Origin of the sequence: Streptosporangium sp. LJ11, assembly GCF_051918945.1 — a bacterium.
Lineage (GTDB): Bacteria > Actinomycetota > Actinomycetes > Streptosporangiales > Streptosporangiaceae > Streptosporangium.
On sequence record NZ_JBPXMB010000021.1, the window covers coordinates 162,081 to 177,109 of the forward strand.

Annotated in this window: 11 protein-coding genes; 5 read left to right on the forward strand and 6 right to left on the reverse strand. The window is 72.9% G+C overall.

Going from position 1 to position 15,029, the window contains the following annotated elements; all coding sequences use genetic code 11:
• Window positions 1-77 precede the first annotated feature (77 nt).
• The 4 genes from meaB to ACTOQ3_RS29105 are packed head-to-tail and all read right to left on the reverse strand — an operon-like array spanning window position 78 to window position 5,886.
• Window positions 78-1,064 carry a methylmalonyl Co-A mutase-associated GTPase MeaB gene (meaB, locus tag ACTOQ3_RS29090; RefSeq protein WP_440086608.1) on the reverse strand — a complete coding sequence of 329 codons (987 nt, stop codon included), beginning with the start codon at window positions 1,062-1,064 and terminating at the stop codon, window positions 78-80.
• Window positions 1,048-3,231, reverse strand: coding sequence for a methylmalonyl-CoA mutase (gene scpA, locus ACTOQ3_RS29095; protein ID WP_440086609.1), 2,184 nt, complete (start codon window positions 3,229-3,231; stop codon window positions 1,048-1,050). Before scpA ends, meaB begins: the two co-directional genes overlap by 17 nt.
• On the reverse strand, window positions 3,228-5,120 hold the full coding sequence (locus ACTOQ3_RS29100) for a methylmalonyl-CoA mutase family protein (protein WP_440086610.1): 1,893 nt from the start codon (window positions 5,118-5,120) through the stop codon (window positions 3,228-3,230). Before ACTOQ3_RS29100 ends, scpA begins: the two co-directional genes overlap by 4 nt.
• Window positions 5,121-5,130: 10 nt before the next feature.
• Window positions 5,131-5,886: a TetR family transcriptional regulator gene (locus tag ACTOQ3_RS29105; protein ID WP_440086611.1), complete on the reverse strand. Its 756-nt coding sequence runs from the start codon at window positions 5,884-5,886 to the stop codon at window positions 5,131-5,133.
• A 152-nt stretch (window positions 5,887-6,038) separates the two neighbouring features.
• Here ACTOQ3_RS29105 and ACTOQ3_RS29110 point away from each other — a divergent pair, with 152 nt between their 5' ends.
• The 4 genes from ACTOQ3_RS29110 to ACTOQ3_RS29125 are packed head-to-tail and all read left to right on the forward strand — an operon-like array spanning window position 6,039 to window position 11,535.
• A complete protein-coding gene (locus tag ACTOQ3_RS29110; RefSeq protein WP_440086612.1) occupies window positions 6,039-7,721 on the forward strand; it encodes an ABC transporter substrate-binding protein in 1,683 nt (560 codons plus the stop codon).
• Window positions 7,718-8,653 carry an ABC transporter permease gene (locus tag ACTOQ3_RS29115; RefSeq protein WP_440086613.1) on the forward strand — a complete coding sequence of 312 codons (936 nt, stop codon included), beginning with the start codon at window positions 7,718-7,720 and terminating at the stop codon, window positions 8,651-8,653. The genes ACTOQ3_RS29110 and ACTOQ3_RS29115 overlap by 4 nt, the downstream gene beginning before the upstream one ends.
• On the forward strand, window positions 8,646-10,559 hold the full coding sequence (locus tag ACTOQ3_RS29120; RefSeq protein WP_440086614.1) for a dipeptide/oligopeptide/nickel ABC transporter permease/ATP-binding protein: 1,914 nt from the start codon (window positions 8,646-8,648) through the stop codon (window positions 10,557-10,559). Before ACTOQ3_RS29115 ends, ACTOQ3_RS29120 begins: the two co-directional genes overlap by 8 nt.
• The gene (locus ACTOQ3_RS29125; protein ID WP_440086615.1) at window positions 10,549-11,535 is read left to right on the forward strand and encodes an ABC transporter ATP-binding protein; all 987 of its coding nucleotides are present in this window, start codon (window positions 10,549-10,551) and stop codon (window positions 11,533-11,535) included. The genes ACTOQ3_RS29120 and ACTOQ3_RS29125 overlap by 11 nt, the downstream gene beginning before the upstream one ends.
• Before the next feature lie 84 nt (window positions 11,536-11,619).
• Here ACTOQ3_RS29125 and ACTOQ3_RS29130 read toward each other — a convergent pair whose 3' ends face one another.
• A complete protein-coding gene (locus ACTOQ3_RS29130) occupies window positions 11,620-12,387 on the reverse strand; it encodes a peptidoglycan recognition protein family protein (RefSeq protein WP_440086616.1) in 768 nt (255 codons plus the stop codon).
• A 227-nt stretch (window positions 12,388-12,614) separates the two neighbouring features.
• Here ACTOQ3_RS29130 and ACTOQ3_RS29135 point away from each other — a divergent pair, with 227 nt between their 5' ends.
• Entirely contained in the window at window positions 12,615-14,075 is a 1,461-nt protein-coding gene (locus ACTOQ3_RS29135; RefSeq protein ID WP_440086617.1) for a serine/threonine-protein kinase, read from the forward strand.
• On the opposite strand, the gene ACTOQ3_RS29140 is transcribed toward ACTOQ3_RS29135, so the two are convergent.
• Complete coding sequence (locus ACTOQ3_RS29140; RefSeq protein ID WP_440086618.1) at window positions 14,041-15,006, reverse strand: DMT family transporter; 966 nt, start codon at window positions 15,004-15,006, stop codon at window positions 14,041-14,043. The genes ACTOQ3_RS29135 and ACTOQ3_RS29140 overlap by 35 nt on opposite strands.
• Window positions 15,007-15,029: the final 23 nt, after the last annotated feature.

The window sequence follows — 15,029 nt, forward strand, 5'->3', positions numbered from 1 at the left end:
TTTAACGGCGGATCAGGAGCCGATCGCGCGACGACCAGAAGTTACCCGGAGTGACCGCGGGCTCGCGCTCGGAGCCGTCAGCCGTCCTTGGCGAAGGCCGTGAGGACGCGGTCGGCGGCCAGCGACGGGGTGAGGGCACCCTCCTGGACCTCGCGCTCCACCTCGGCGACGATCGCCGCGACCTCGGGGTGCTCGCGCAGCCGGGTGAGCAGCCTGTCGGTGATCAGGGCCCAGGTCCAGCGGACCTGCTGGCGGCGACGGCGCTCGGCGAGCTCCCCCGAGGCCTCCAGGGCGTCGCGGTGCCGGACGACCTCCCCCCAGAGCTCGTCCAGCCCGTTGCCGGTCAGCCCGCTGCAGGTGAGCACCGGGGGCGTCCGCTCCGCGCCCAGCAGGCGGAGCGCTCCGGCGAGCTCTCTCGCGGCCTTGCGCGCGTCCAGCTCGTGGGGGCTGCCCTCGGACCCGTCGGCCTTGTTGATCGCGATCACGTCGGCCAGCTCCAGCACGCCCTTCTTGATGCCCTGGAGCTGGTCGCCCGTCCTGGCCAGGGTGAGCAGCAGGAAGGTGTCGACCATGTCGGCCACCGCGGTCTCGGACTGGCCGACCCCGACGGTCTCCACCAGGACGACGTCGTACCCGGCCGCCTCCACCACGACCATCGCCTCGCGGGTCGCCCTGGTGACCCCGCCCAGGGTGCCCGAGGTGGGCGAGGGGCGGATGAAGGCGTCCGGATCGACCGCCAGGCGGGCCATCCTGGTCTTGTCGCCCAGGATGCTCCCGCCCGTACGCGTCGAGGACGGGTCGACGGCCAGCACCGCCACCCGGTGGCCCTGCCCGGTCAGCCGGGTGCCGAGGGCGTCGATGAACGTGGACTTCCCGACGCCGGGCACGCCGGTGATACCGACCCTGCGCGCCGCGCCGCCGAGCGGGGTCAGCTCGGCCAGCAGCCGCTGGGCCAGGTCCCTGTGGTCGGCTCGGGAGGACTCCACCAGCGTGATCGCCCGCGCGATCCACGCCACGGACCCCTCCTTCACCCCCTGGACGTAGTCGTCAAGAGTGCGCGTCATGGCCCAGCCGGGTGAGCAGGTCCGCCAGCAGCCCCCGGGCGGCGTCGGCGATCACGGTGCCGGGCGGGAAGATCGCGCTCGCGCCCGCCGCGCGCAGCGCGTCGAAGTCGCCCGGCGGGATGACCCCTCCGACCACGATCATGATGTCGTCGGCACCCAGCGCGGCCAGCGCCTCGCGGAGCGCGGGCACGAGCGTGAGGTGCCCGGCGGCCAGCGAGTTCACGCCGACCACGTGCACGTCGGCCTCGACCGCCTGGCGGGCGACCTCGTCGGGCGTCTGGAACAGCGGGCCGACGTCCACGTCGAAGCCGAGGTCGGCGAAGGCCGTGGCGATCACCTTCTGGCCCCGGTCATGGCCGTCCTGGCCCATCTTCGCCACCAGGATGCGGGGGCGGCGGCCCTCCAGGCGCTCGAACTCGGCGCAGGCCGCGCGGACTCCGTCCACGCCCGATCCCACCTCCTCGCGATAGACACCGGTGATCGTACGGATCTGCGCCGCGTGCCGCCCGAACACCCGCTCCAGCGCGTCGGAGATCTCCCCGACCGTGGCCATCGCGCGGGCCGCCTCGATCGACAGCGCGAGGAGGTTCCCGTCGCTCGCGGCGCCCTTTGTCAACGCTGTGAGCGCTTCCTCCACCCGGTCGGGGTCGCGTTCCTCGCGCAGGCGGCGCAGCTTCTCCAGCTGCTGGGCGCGTACCGAGGTGTTGTCGACCTTCAGCACGTCGATGGGCTCGTCGATGTCCAGCCGGTACTTGTTGATCCCGATGACCGGCTGGCGCCCGGAGTCGATGCGCGCCTGCGTGCGGGCGGCGGCCTCCTCGATGCGCAGCTTCGGCAGTCCCTGGTCGATCGCCCTGGCCATGCCCCCGGCGGCCTCGACCTCCTCGATGTGGCCCCAGGCCCTGGTCGCCAGCTCGTGGGTGAGCCGCTCGACGTAGTAGGAGCCGCCCCAGGGGTCGATCACCCGGCAGGTGCCCGACTCCTGCTGGAGCAGCAGCTGGGTGTTGCGGGCGATCCGCGCGGAGAAGTCGGTGGGCAGGGCGAGGGCCTCGTCGAGGGCGTTGGTGTGCAGCGACTGGGTGTGGCCCTGGGTGGCGGCCATCGCCTCGACGCAGGTGCGGACGACGTTGTTGTAGACGTCCTGGGCGGTGAGCGACCAGCCGGAGGTCTGCGAGTGGGTCCGCAGCGAGAGCGACTTGGGGTTCTTCGCCCCGAACCCGGACACCAGCCGCGCCCAGAGCAGTCGCGCCGCCCGCAGCTTGGCGACCTCCATGAAGAAGTTCATGCCGATGCACCAGAAGAACGACAGGCGTGGCGCGAAGGCGTCGATGTCCAGGCCCGTCTCGACACCCGCCCGCAGGTACTCCACCCCGTCGGCGAGGGTGTAGGCGAGCTCCAGGTCGCAGGTGGCCCCGGCCTCCTGGATGTGGTACCCGGAGATCGAGATCGAGTTGAACTTCGGCATCCTCTCGCTGGTGTACGCGAAGATGTCGGAGATGATCCGCATCGAGGGGCCCGGCGGGTAGATGTAGGTGTTGCGGACCATGAACTCCTTGAGGATGTCGTTCTGGATGGTCCCGGCGAGCTGCTCGGGGGCCACCCCCTGCTCCTCCGCGGCCACGACGTAGAGCGCGAGCACCGGGAGCACCGCGCCGTTCATGGTCATCGACACGCTCATCCTGTCGAGGGGGATCCCGTCGAACAGCTGCCGCATGTCGTAGATGGAGTCGATGGCCACGCCCGCCATGCCGACGTCCCCGGCCACCCTCGGGTGGTCGGAGTCGTAGCCCCGGTGGGTGGCCAGGTCGAAGGCGACCGACAGGCCCTTCTGCCCGGCGGCCAGGTTGCGCCGGTAGAAGGCGTTGGACTCGGCCGCGGTGGAGAATCCGGCGTACTGGCGGATGGTCCACGGCTGGTTGACGTACATGGTCGGGTACGGGCCGCGCAGGAACGGGGCCGCGCCGGGGTAGGTGTCCGGGAAGTCGAGCCCGGCCAGGTCGGCGGCGGTGTAGAGCGGCTTGACGCCGATCCCCTCCGGCGTCTCCCACACCAGCTCCCCGGGATCGCTCCCGGTGGCCTCCCGCACCGATCGCGCCCAGGCCTCCAGGCCGGGATCCGGGGCCGCCGGCCGGGTGCCGAGCTCGATGCCGGAGAAGTCGGGAATCATCGGGCCACCCCCAGGTCCTCGAAAGTCGTCCTGAGCACGCCGAGCGCGTCACACCCCGCGTAGAGGTTGGCGTCCACGCCCTCGAACTCTCCCTTCCCCGCCAGCCAGACCTTTACCGCCCCCGCGCCCCTCAGCGCGGCGGCCACCGCCTCGGCGTGCCCGGCGTACAGCCGGTCGCTGGAGCACAGGCACGCGACCTTCGCGCCGCCGGCGGCGAACGCGGCGGCGATCTCGCCGGGATCCGTGACGGCGCCGCCGGTCACGGTGGCGATGCCGCCGGCCTGGAACAGGTTGGCCGCGAACGACGCCCTCGCGGTGTGCGCGGCCACCGGCCCGATGGTCGCCAGGAAGACCTTCGGGCGGGTCTTCTGGGCGTCGGCCAGGTCGCGCAGCGCCTCGAACTCCTGCGCGTAGTGCACCCCGGCGCTCCCGGCGGCCGCCTCTGCGGGCCTGGGCCGCCTGCTCAGGGGTTTCTCGGCCAGATCGGGGAACTCGCTGACGCCGGTGATCGGGTCGCGGCGCCTGGCGATGCCTGCCGCGCGCCGCTCCCAGGTGGCGGCGAGCCGTCCCGCGACGAACCCGGAGGCGAGGGCGTCGGCCATGCCCCCGCCGCCCCCGGCGCGCTCGATCTCCTGGAACCACGTCCAGGCCCGGCCCGCGAGGTCCTCGGTGAGCCGCTCCACGTAGAAGGAGCCCCCGGCCGGGTCGATCACCCGGGCGACCCCGGCCTCCTCCACGAGCAGCGACTGGGTGTTGCGCGCGATGCGGCGGGCGAAGGCGTCCGGCAGGCCGAGCCGGGCGTCGAAGGGCTGCACGGTCACCGCGTCGGCCCCGCCGGTCCCGGCCGCGAAGCAGGCGAGCGTGGTGCGGAGCATGTTCACCCACGGGTCGCGGGCGGTCATCATGGCCGAGCTGGTCACCGCGTGCTGCCGCTGCGCCGCGCCGGGGGCCCCGGAGACACCGCACACCTCGGCGACGCGGGCCCAGAGCCTGCGGGCGGCCCGGAGCTTGGCGATGGTGAGGAACTGGTCGGCGGTGGCGGCGTACCGGAACTCCAGCTGCCCGAACGCCTGCTCCATCGTCAGGCCGGCGCCGACCAGGGTCCGCAGCGCGGCGACCCCGGCGGCGACGGAGCAGCCGAGTTCCTCCGCGTCGCCGCCCCCCGACTCGTGGTACGGGGTGGCGTCCACGACGACCGCCCTGAGCCCCGGGTGGTCCCTGACGCAGCGGCGGGCCAGCTCGATCGCGGTCCGAGCGTCGGCGAGGGCGTCGGCGCCCAGGTTCCCGGTGAGCGTCACCGATCCGCCGCCGGGCGCGCGGCCGGCGGCGCCGGAGGCCGTCCCCGGCTCACCGCCGGACACCGTCCCCGCCCCGCCTGACGCGCCGGCCGCGCCGGCCGCATCACCAGGGGGCGCTTGGACCCCCCGCTCACCGGCCAGCGCGAAGAGCACCTCGGCCGCCTCGCGGGTGCGCTTGCCCGCGTCGAGCGTGACCGAGATCAGATCCAGGTAGACCCGCTCCAGGGCGCGGGGCAGGTCCTCGGGGGCGAGGGTGAGCCACAGCGAGGTGACGCCGTTCTCCAGATCCGCCAGGATCGCCTCCGGATCGGGCACCTCGTGGCGCTGCCGCACCTCCCAGCCCCCCTCGGGGCGGGAACCGCGGACGTAGGGGGCGGCTCCGGGAAGGCCCGGGTCGCCGGGCAGGTCGGACGCGTCGTAGATCGGTGCGATCGTCACACCGTCATGGGTGGTGGAGGCCAGCTCCTCCTCAGGGGAGCCGGTCTCGACACCGGACTTACGCAACACCCCGAGCGCCAGCTCCCGCCACCGGTCACGGGTGACCGGTGGGAACTCGGCGGCCGATCGAGGTTCCTCAGGCGGCACCGTCATGCACCGGATACTAGGCGCCGTCCCGCCGGGCGCCTCCCCCGGGTTCGTGACGGATACCGATTGTGGGGTCGATAGGGGGAGTTCGTGGATCGTTCCGAACGGGGCCACGCGGGAGGGCGGGGCCGGCGGGCGACGCCGGGGAGTCCTTGCCGAGCAGCCTGAGGTATCCGTACGAGAAGGCGACGAGCACGTCGACCACCTCTTCCAGGTCGGGGTAGCGCCCGTCGATGTGGCCGATCGCCATCGCGTCGCTCAGCGCGCCGATCCCGTCGGCGACCATCTCCAGGCGGCGCCGGTCGCTCTCGCGGCCGGCCGGGAAGCCGAACGAGGCCAGGTCCGCGACCAGGTGCGCCCGGTAGGCGGCCGCGCTCTCGACGGCGAACTCGTGGAACGGCGACGAGGGGTCGTGCCGGGCGCGCAGGCCCAGGCGGAACAGCGCGGGGTGCCGGCAGATGGCCTCCAGCGGTATCCGGAAGGTCTCGCGGTGGCGCTCCCTGTCGCTGGGGGCCTCGCGCGCCCGGCGCCGCGCCTCGCGCATCGCCCCCCGCAGACGCTCCCCCACCCGGTCGCCGAGCGCCCGCAGCAGTTCCTGCCTGTCCTTGAAGTGCACGTAGAAACTGGACTGGGCGATCCCCGCCGCCCGGGCGACCTTGACCGTGGTCAGGCCCGCCTCCCCCTCCTCGTCGAGGATGGCGAACGCGGCGCGCATGAGGCGGCGCCTGGTCAGGTCCTTGGCCTCGCTCCTGGTCAGGGGTGTGCTCGTCACTGCCGCCTCGCTTCCCGTTCACCGATAAGCCTACCGGCGAGCTTCCACGGACATCCGGCGCGAACAATCGCCTCCAAGGCCTTGTGCGATTTTTCACCGATAGTACTATCGGTGAAATTGCTCTCGGGGGGCTCTACCGGGAGGAGACGTACGTGAAGCGTCTGACGGTTTCCACGGCGTTGCTCGCCTCGCTGGCGCTGGGGCCGGCCCTGGCGCTGGCCGGGTGCAGCGGCGAGCGGCCCGTCGCGCCCTCCGACGGTGCAGCCGGTGCAGCCGGAGCCGCCGGGACCTCTGGCGGGGCGGGCGGGGCGACCGGGGCCTCGCCGGTGCGCGGCGGGCGTCTGGTCTACGGTCTCGGCGCCGACGCGGCGGGCTTCAACCCCGTGACCGACCAGTTCGCGGCCGTGAGCTACAGCATGGCCGGGACGATCATCGAGACCCTGGTGGGGGTGACCGCCACCGGCGAGTGGAGACCCGTGCTGGCCGAGTCGCTCACCCCCAGCAGGAACGCCGACGAGTGGACGATCAAGGTGCGCCCGGGGATCACCTTCTCCACCGGCGAACCTCTGGACGGCAAGACGGTCAAGGCCAATCTGGAGGCGCAGAAGGCGTCCCCGCTGACCAGCGCGGCGTTCACGCCCGTCGGCTCCTTCGAGCTGGTCGACCCTATGACGGTGAAGGTGAAGCTGACGGGCCCCTGGGTGGCCTTCCCCTACCACCTCGCCGCGCAGATCGGGATGGTGGTCCCCGCGTCCTCCCTGGCCGGCCCCGAGGCGGCCAGCCGCAGGCCGGTGGGGACCGGGCCGTTCGTGTTCAAGGAGTACACGCCGGGCAGCCGCATGGTCGTCACCAGGAATCCCACCTACTGGCGCAAGGGGCTGCCCTACCTCGACGAGATCGAGTTCCGCGTCCTGCCCGACACCCAGACCCGGGCGCAGACCCTGGAGGCGGGCGGGATCGACGCGATGGGCACCACCCGCGACGACGACATCCTCAAGTTCGGCGCCCTCAAGGACGCGTACACGGTCAGGCGGGCCTCGGGCATGTCGGTGCCCGAGTACATGTTCATGCTGAACACCGCCGCGCCGCCCTTCGACGACCTGCGCCTGCGCCGGGCGCTGGCCCACGCCACCGACCGGGCGGCGGTCATCTCCACGCTGCGCGGCGGGCTGACCAAGGAGGCCGACGGCCCCTGGTCGAAGGACTCCGGGTGGTACGCCCCCGGGGGCGACTACCCCGCCTACGACCTGGACAGGGCGAAGGCGCTGATCGGCGAGGTCGAGGCGGAGAAGGGACAGATCTCCTTCGAGGTGATCACACCGCCCGACCCCAACACCATGCAGGGCATAGAGCTGGCCCAGGACATGTGGCGCAAGGCCGGGGTGGAGGTGCGGATCAGGCAGGTCGACCAGGCGGACCTGGTGAACCGGGCCGTGACCGGCGACTTCCAGGCCACCGTGTGGACGCAGTTCTCCGCCTCCGACCCCGACGGCGAGTACGTCTGGATGCACCAGAACCACGCCGGGCCCGTCGGGAGCATCTCCCTGAACTTCAGCCGCCTCAAGGACCTCCGGCTCAGCCAGGCCCTCGACACCGGCAGGAGCAACCCCCAGGACGACGTCCGCAAGCAGGCCTACGCCACGGTCCAGCAGCGATTGCGCGAGCTCGTCCCCTACGTCTTCGTCGACCACCTCGACACCGGGGCGGTGATCGCGAAGACCAAGGTCGGCGGCATCGGTGAGCACCTCCTGCCCGACGGCGACAAGGGCGTGCCGCTGACCGGCGCCCCCATCCCCTACCACCCGTTCTCGCAGGTCTGGGTCGGCCACCCGTGATCTGGGCCCGGCCGGCCCGGCTGGTGCTGGTACTGCTCGTCGTCACCTTCCTGTCGTACGCGCTGCTCGACCTGCTGCCGGGCGACCCGACCACGCAGATCCTGGGCCTGTCGGCGAGCGAGGAGGCGCGGGAGCGGCTCCGGGCGGAGCTGAGCCTCGACGAGCCGCTGATGGTCCGCTACCTGGACTGGCTCGGCGGCCTGGTCACCGGCGACATGGGGACCTCCGCCATCACGAGCGTCCCGGTCGCCGAGGCCCTCGCCGAGCGGCTGCCCGTCACCCTGGAGCTGCTGGTGGCCGCGCAGCTGATCGCGCTCGGGCTCGCCGTGCCCGTCGGGGTCGCGGCGGCCCGCCGGGCGGGCCGGACGCTCGACCAGGCGCTCACCGCGCTGAGCTTCGGCCTGCTGTCGACCCCGGTGTTCGTCCTGGGCGTGGTGCTGATCCTGGTGTTCGCCGTCGAACTCCGGGTGCTTCCCGCGACCGGCTGGACCCCGATCTCGCTCGACCTGGGCTGGAACCTCACCTCGGTGCTGCTGCCCGCCGTCACCCTGGGCTGCGGGCAGATGGCCGTCTACGCGCGGCTGCTGCGGACCGACCTCATCGCCACCCTCCAGGAGGACTACATCACCCTGGCCCGCGCGCGGGGCCTGTCGCCCCGGCGCATCCTGTGGCGGCACGCGCTGCGGCCGTCCGCGATCTCCCTGGTCACCGCCGTCGGGCTCAACCTCGGCGCGCTCATCGGCGGAACGGTGATCATCGAGACGCTCTTCGGGCTGCCCGGCGTCGGGCGGCTCATCGTCGAGTCCATCTTCTCCCGCGACTACCTGACAGTGCAGGGGGGCGTCGTGCTGATCTCCATCGGCTACGTGCTGGTCAACGTCGCGGTCGACCTGGTCTACGTGGCCGTCGACCCCAGGATCCGGCGTGCCTAGGCGGCTGGGCCGGGGATTCTGGATCTCGGCGGCCTGGATCGCCCTGGTGCTCGCCGCGGCCCTCGCCGCCGACGTGCTGCCGCTGCCGCGCTACGACGCGACCCTGGCCGGGCCGCCCCAGGCGGGGCCGAGTCCCGCGCACCCGTTCGGCACCGACGGCCTGGGCCGCGACGTGCTCAGCAGGGTCGTGTACGGCGCGCGGGTCTCGCTCGGCGTCGGCGTCGGCGCGGTGCTGCTCGGCCTGCTGGTCGGCGCGCCGCTCGGCATCGTCGCCGGATACCGGGGGCGGGCGACGGACGCCGTGATCATGGCGGTCAACGACATCGCGCTCGCCTTCCCCGCGCTGGTGTTCGCGCTGGCCGTGGTCGCCTTCGCCGGGGCGAGCCTGACCAACGTGCTGATCGTGCTGGGCGTGCTGGGGGTGCCCGCCTGGACCAGGCTGATCCGCGGCGCCACCCTGTCGTTCTCCGGGCGGGAGTTCGTGCTCGCGGCCCGCGCCCTGGGCGCGCGGGACCGGCGGATCCTGCTGCGGGAGATCACCCCCAACGTGGCCGTGCCGGCCGCCTCCTACGCCTTCATCGGCATGGCGATCGCCGTGGTGGCCGAGGGCAGCCTCGCCTTCCTCGGGCTGTCGGTCCAGGCGCCCACCCCGACCTGGGGAGGGCTGATCAACGAGGGCCGCGCGGTGATGGACGGCGCCCCGCACGTCGTGCTCGCCCCCTCGCTCGTCATGTTCCTGACCGTGCTGTCGTTCAACGTCGTCGGCGACCGGCTCAGGGCGCTGACCGACGTACGGCAGAGCGGCCTGGAGCCCGCGCGCCGCGGCGGCGCGATCACGGAGGGCCCGCCCGCCACCGAGAACGCCGCGGACACCGCCGGAGGAGAGGGGGCGCTGCTGCGGGTCCGCGACCTGCGCACGCACTTCGTGACCGGGCGGGGCGTCGTGCGGGCGGTCGACGGCGTCTCCTTCACCCTGGAGCGCGGCCGCACGCTCGCCGTGGTGGGCGAGTCGGGCTCCGGCAAGACCATGCTGATCCGCTCGGTGCTGGGCCTGCTGCCCGGCGCGGGCGTGCTGCGCGGCGGGCAGGTGCGCCTGGAGGGCCGCGACCTCACCGCCCTGTCCCCGAAGGAGCTGCGCGGGGTGCTCGGCACCCGGCTGGCGGCCGTCTTCCAGGATCCGATGACGGCGCTGAACCCGGTCAGGACCGTGGGCACCCAGGTGATGGAGCCGCTCAGGGTGCACCTGGGCCTGAACCGGAGGCGGGCGCGGGCGGCGGCCGTCGAGTTGCTCGCCTCGGTCGGCATCCCCGAGCCCGCGCGGGCGCTGCGCCGCTACCCGCACCAGCTCTCCGGCGGCATGCGGCAGCGGGTGACGATCGCGATGGCGCTGTCCTGCGGCCCCGACGTGTTGTTCGCCGACGAGCCGACCACCGCGCTCGACGTCACCGTCCAGGACCAGGTGCTGCGGCTCGTTCACCGGCAGCGCGAGGAACGCGACATGGCCATGGTGCTGGTCAGCCACGACCTGGCCGTGGTGGCGCGGTGGGCGGACGAGGTCGTCGTCATGTACGCGGGCAGGGTGGTCGAGCGCGGGCCCGCCGAGGCGCTGTTCGAGCGCACCCGCATGCCGTACACCGAGGCCCTGCTGCGGGCGGTGCCCCGGCTCACCGACCCCGCCCACCACCCGCTCCACCTCATCCCCGGCCGTCCGCCCGACCTGGCGGCCCTGCCTTCGGGGTGCGCGTTCCACCCCCGGTGCCCGTACGCGCGGGAGCGGTGCGCGGCCGAGGCGCCCCCGCTGGCCGAGGCGGAGACCCCGGGCCACATGTACGCCTGCTGGTATCCGGAGCGGGTGGGCCGGCAGGACACCGACGGGATCGAAAGGGTGGACACCCGTGGCAGGTAGCGGAAGCGCCCATCTCCGTCCCCCCGAGCAGGTGCTGCTCCGCGTCGAGGACCTCGTCGTGGAGTTCCCCGCGGGGCGCGGGCGGCGCGTGCACGCGGTCTCCGGGGTGAGTTTCGACGTGGCCAGGGGAGAGACGCTCGGCATCGTGGGCGAGTCCGGCTGCGGGAAGTCCACCGCCGCGCGGGCGCTGATGCAGCTGCCCGCGCCCCTCGGCGGATCGGTCCGGCTGGACGGCGTGGAGCTCACCGGCCTGCGGGGCGAGACGCTGCGCAGGACCCGCAGGCGACTTCAAATGATCTTCCAGGATCCGATCTCGTCGCTCAACCCCCGGCGGCGGGTCCGCGACATCGTCGCGGAGGGGCCGCGCGTCTGGGGGACGGGGCGGGACAGGATCGACGAGATGCTGGAGGCGGTGGGGCTCGACCCGGCCACCGCCGCGACCCGGCGCCCGCACGAGTTCTCCGGCGGGCAGTGCCAGCGGATCTCCATCGCGCGGGCGCTGGTGCTCGACCCCGAGGTGGTGATCTGCGACGAGCCGGTCTCCGCGCTCGACGTGTCGGTGCAGGCCCAGATCCTGAGCCTGCTGGAGGACCTCAAGAGGCGCTACCGGCTGACGCTGGTGTTCATCGCCCACGACCTGGCCGTGGTCAAGAACGTCAGCGACCGCGTCCTGGTGATGTACCTCGGCAAGACCTGCGAGCTGGCCTCGGGCGACACCCTGGTCGGGCGACCCGCCCACCCCTACACGCGGGCGCTGCTCGCCTCCGTCCCGCGCGGCGGCCTGGATCTCCCCCCTGCCGACCGGCTCATCAGCGGGGAGCCCCCGTCCCCGGTCACACCGCCCAGCGGGTGCCGCTTCAGGACCCGCTGCCCGGCGGCGACGCCGAGGTGCGCCGCCGAGGAGCCGGTCATGCGGCGGATCGGCCCCGACCAGTGGGTGGCCTGCCACCACCCGCAGGGGGTGGCGGCCGGCTAGAGGCGTCCCCGGTGGCGGGCCGGTCACCGCCCGCGAGGGCCACGGTCGGCTGACGGGCCTGCCGGAAGGCGTCCCGGACGGAGGTCAGCTGACGGGCTCCTGCCAGGCGGCGTCCCAGGTGGCGCGGTCGACGGCGCCGGTGACGGGCAGGTCCTTCTCCTTCTGGAACCTCCTGCAGACCTCGCTGGAACCGGGGCCGTACAGGCCGTCGACGTCGATCGCCCAGCCCCGGTCGCGCATCTGCCGCTGCCAGGTGCGGACGTCCTCTCCCTTCATGACCGGCGGCTGCTTCAGGACGCGGCCGGGGAAGGAGGGGTGCGGCTCCGGCGGGTCGGGAGCCCCACCGGGACGGGGGGCGCCGCGCTTGACCCAGGCGTACAGGGGCTCGCCGGGGCAGCTGGTCGAGTAGCCGTCGCGGTGCCCCTTGATCTCCTTGCCCGCCCCGCCTTTGTCCCTGAGGTATTCGATGGCGTCCAGGATGCCGTGCAGGACGTTGTCGGTCGGTTTGGTGAAACCGGAGGAGCCGACCAGGCCGAGCACCGCGTAGTGGTCGCTGTTGAGCCCGGCGCCGTTGGCGGCCGGAACGTGGTGCGCGCCGCGCCCCTCGAAGACCTTGCGGTGCGGGCAGACCAGCATCGAGTAGCCCACGTCTATCCAGCCGTTGCCGTCCATGTGGTGGTTCTGGATGGACTTCACCAGCGCGACGCACTTGGCGTGGTCGTTCACGATGTCCGGGCTGACCTGGCCACCCGTGTAATGGACCTTCACTCCCCTGGTGGAGGTGAGCCTGCTGTAGGAACCACGCGGCTGGCGGGCGCCCCACTCACGGCGAGTAACGAGATCGATGGCCACGAAACGTCTCCACTGTCTGAGTGATATTGCCCTACCGGAGCGTAATGGTTGACACGACACCATATGAGGTCGTTAAACCAACTGAGTCCCTTGGCACGGTATGGCGGGGAAGCGCTCCTGATGATCGTCGGGCAGCGGAACAGCCGTCCCCCTAACCCCTGCCGGACGCCCTAAACCGTTCGTCCATGACACCTCTCATCACAGACAAGACGGATAGCCTTGCCTCCATGGTCGCGACCCCCCTCATCCCTGGCGATCCGGACCGGCTCGGCGCGTTCCGGCTGGCCGGCAGGCTCGGTGAGGGCGGCCAGGGCGTCGTCTACCTCGCGCACGCGCCCAGCGGCGAGCGGGTGGCGGTGAAGGTGCTGTTCCGCGGCGACACCGCGTCGCGGGCACGGCTCGCCCGCGAGCTGTCCGCCCTGGAGAGCGTCGCGCCCTTCTGCACGGCGCGCGTGCTGACCGCCTCCGTGGACGGTCCCCTCCCGTACGTGGTCAGCGAGTTCGTCGACGGCCCCTCGCTGGAGGAGAGGATCCGCGAGCGGGGCCCGCTGCGGGGCGGCGAGCTGGAGCGCCTGGTGGTCGGTACGGCGACCGCGCTGGCGGCCATCCACGCCGCCGGGGTGGTGCACCGCGATTTCAAGCCCGCCAACGTGCTGCTCGGCCCCGACGGCCCCCGGGTCGTCGACTTCGGCATCGCCAGGGCGGAGAGCGCGGCCACGACCGCCTCCGGCCTCATCGGCACCCCAGCCTACCTGTCCCCCGAGCAGATCAACGGGGCTCCCGCCTCGCCGGCCTCCGACGTGTTCGGCTGGGCGGCCACCATGCTCTGCGCGGCGAGCGGCAGGTCCCCCTTCGGGGCCGACACCGTGCCGGCCGTGCTGAACCGGATCGTCAACCACCACCCGGACCTGTCGGCCCTGCCCCCCGCGTTCGCGGGGCTGATCGCCTCCTGCCTGGACAAGGATCCCGCGCGCCGCCCGACGGCCCGCGCGCTGATGGTCGGCCTCGTCGACCCGGGCGCGGCCGGCCCCGCCGCCGGGTCCATCGAGAATCTGGCCAGGATCGGCAGCCGGATCGCCGCCCCCCCGGGACGGTCGGCGCTCACCACCCAGGAATCCCGTCGCGGCTCCCGGGGGATCGTCGTCGGCGCGGTCCTCGTCACGGTGTCCCTGCTGGTCGCCGCGGGCATCGCCGCCTGGTTCGTTCTGAACGCCCCGGAGACCGTCGCCGGGGACACCGACCGGGCGAGGCCGTCCCCCTCGGCACCCTCGTCCTCCTCGTCCCCGTCCGGGAGCGACGTACCGTCCACTCCGAAACCCTCCGGCACGAAGGGGTCGGCCTCGCCGGGGAGCGGCAGGAAGGTCCCCGCCTCCTTCGCCGGAACGTGGGCCGGCGACGGCGTCACCTCCACCAACCCGTTCTCCCCGGAGAAGAAACGGATCGAGGTCACGCTCAGGGAGGGCGACGACGGGGCCGAGTGGGCGGAGCCGGTCAACGGCTGCGAGGGACGGATCGCCCTGACCAAGGTCACCGCCGACGAGCTGACCTTCACCCTCGGCTCCGGCACCGGATGCGTCCCCGGCACCGTCTGGCTCAAGCGCAGGGGCGACGCCCTGACCTACACCTGGAAGGACGTCCCCGGCCCCGGACTGGTCACGGAGACCGGCGACCTGACCAGGAACCGATGACGCCCTGGCCGGTCATGATGCCGAGGACGACGATCACCGCCCCCGCGGGCTGGTTCCACGTCAGCGTCTCGCCCAGGACGACCACCCCGAGGACGACGCCCACCAGCGGGGTCAGGTAGGTCACCGTCGAGGCGGTCGCCGCCCCCCATCGGGCGATGACCGAGGTGTTCCACACGTAGGCGAGACCCGTGCCGAAGACGCCCAGGGCGGCCATGCTCGCCACGACGGGGAGGTCCAGGCGTACCGGACCGGTGGCCAGCAGCGGGCTCAGCGCGAGCATGACCAGGGCGGCCACACTGACCTGGGCGGCGGCGATGGTGGGCGCGTCGTGGCCGTACGCCAGGACGAAGCGCCGCGTGTAGGCGAAGGAGAGCCCGTAGCAGAACGTCGCCCCCAGGCAGGCGGCCTGCGCCCACCAGGGACCGGTCTCCACGCCCAGGTTCCACGGGGCCAGCACGACGACGACCCCGGCGGCGCCGAGCAGCAGGCCGAGCACCCCTGCCGCGCCGAGGCGCTCCTGCCGGAGCGCGGCCAGGGTCACGAGCATCGTCATCAGGGGCGTCGTCGCGTTGTAGATGCTGGAGAGTCCCGAGGGGATGTACTGCCCGGCCCAGGCGAACAGCAGGAACGGCACCACGCACAGCATCAGGGCGATCACTCCCATGTGCGCCCAGAACACCGGCCGTCTCGGCCATCTCCTGCGGGTGACCAGCATGATCACGTTGAGGGCGAGCGCCCCCAGCGCGAGGCGTCCCAGCACCGTCTGGGCGGGCGAGAGACCGGTGAGGGCCACCTTGATGAACAGGAAGCTGGCCCCCCACGTCAGGGCCAGGGCGAGATACGCGGCGAGGACGGACCGGCCCGCGGAGGACGGCGCGGCGCCGGTCATCGGCGGGAACGGGGGTGTGGAGACGCTTCCTTCACGGGTCACGGAAGCAGTCTCGCCACCGCCCG

Coding starts and splice junctions, on each gene's coding strand:
- ACTOQ3_RS29100 (WP_440086610.1), bottom strand. CDS start 5,120: ATGACGGTGCCGCCTGAGGAACCTCGATCGGCCGCCGAGTTCCCACCG.
- meaB (WP_440086608.1), bottom strand. CDS start 1,064: ATGACGCGCACTCTTGACGACTACGTCCAGGGGGTGAAGGAGGGGTCC.
- ACTOQ3_RS29135 (WP_440086617.1), top strand. CDS start 12,615: ATGGTCGCGACCCCCCTCATCCCTGGCGATCCGGACCGGCTCGGCGCG.
- scpA (WP_440086609.1), bottom strand. CDS start 3,231: ATGATTCCCGACTTCTCCGGCATCGAGCTCGGCACCCGGCCGGCGGCC.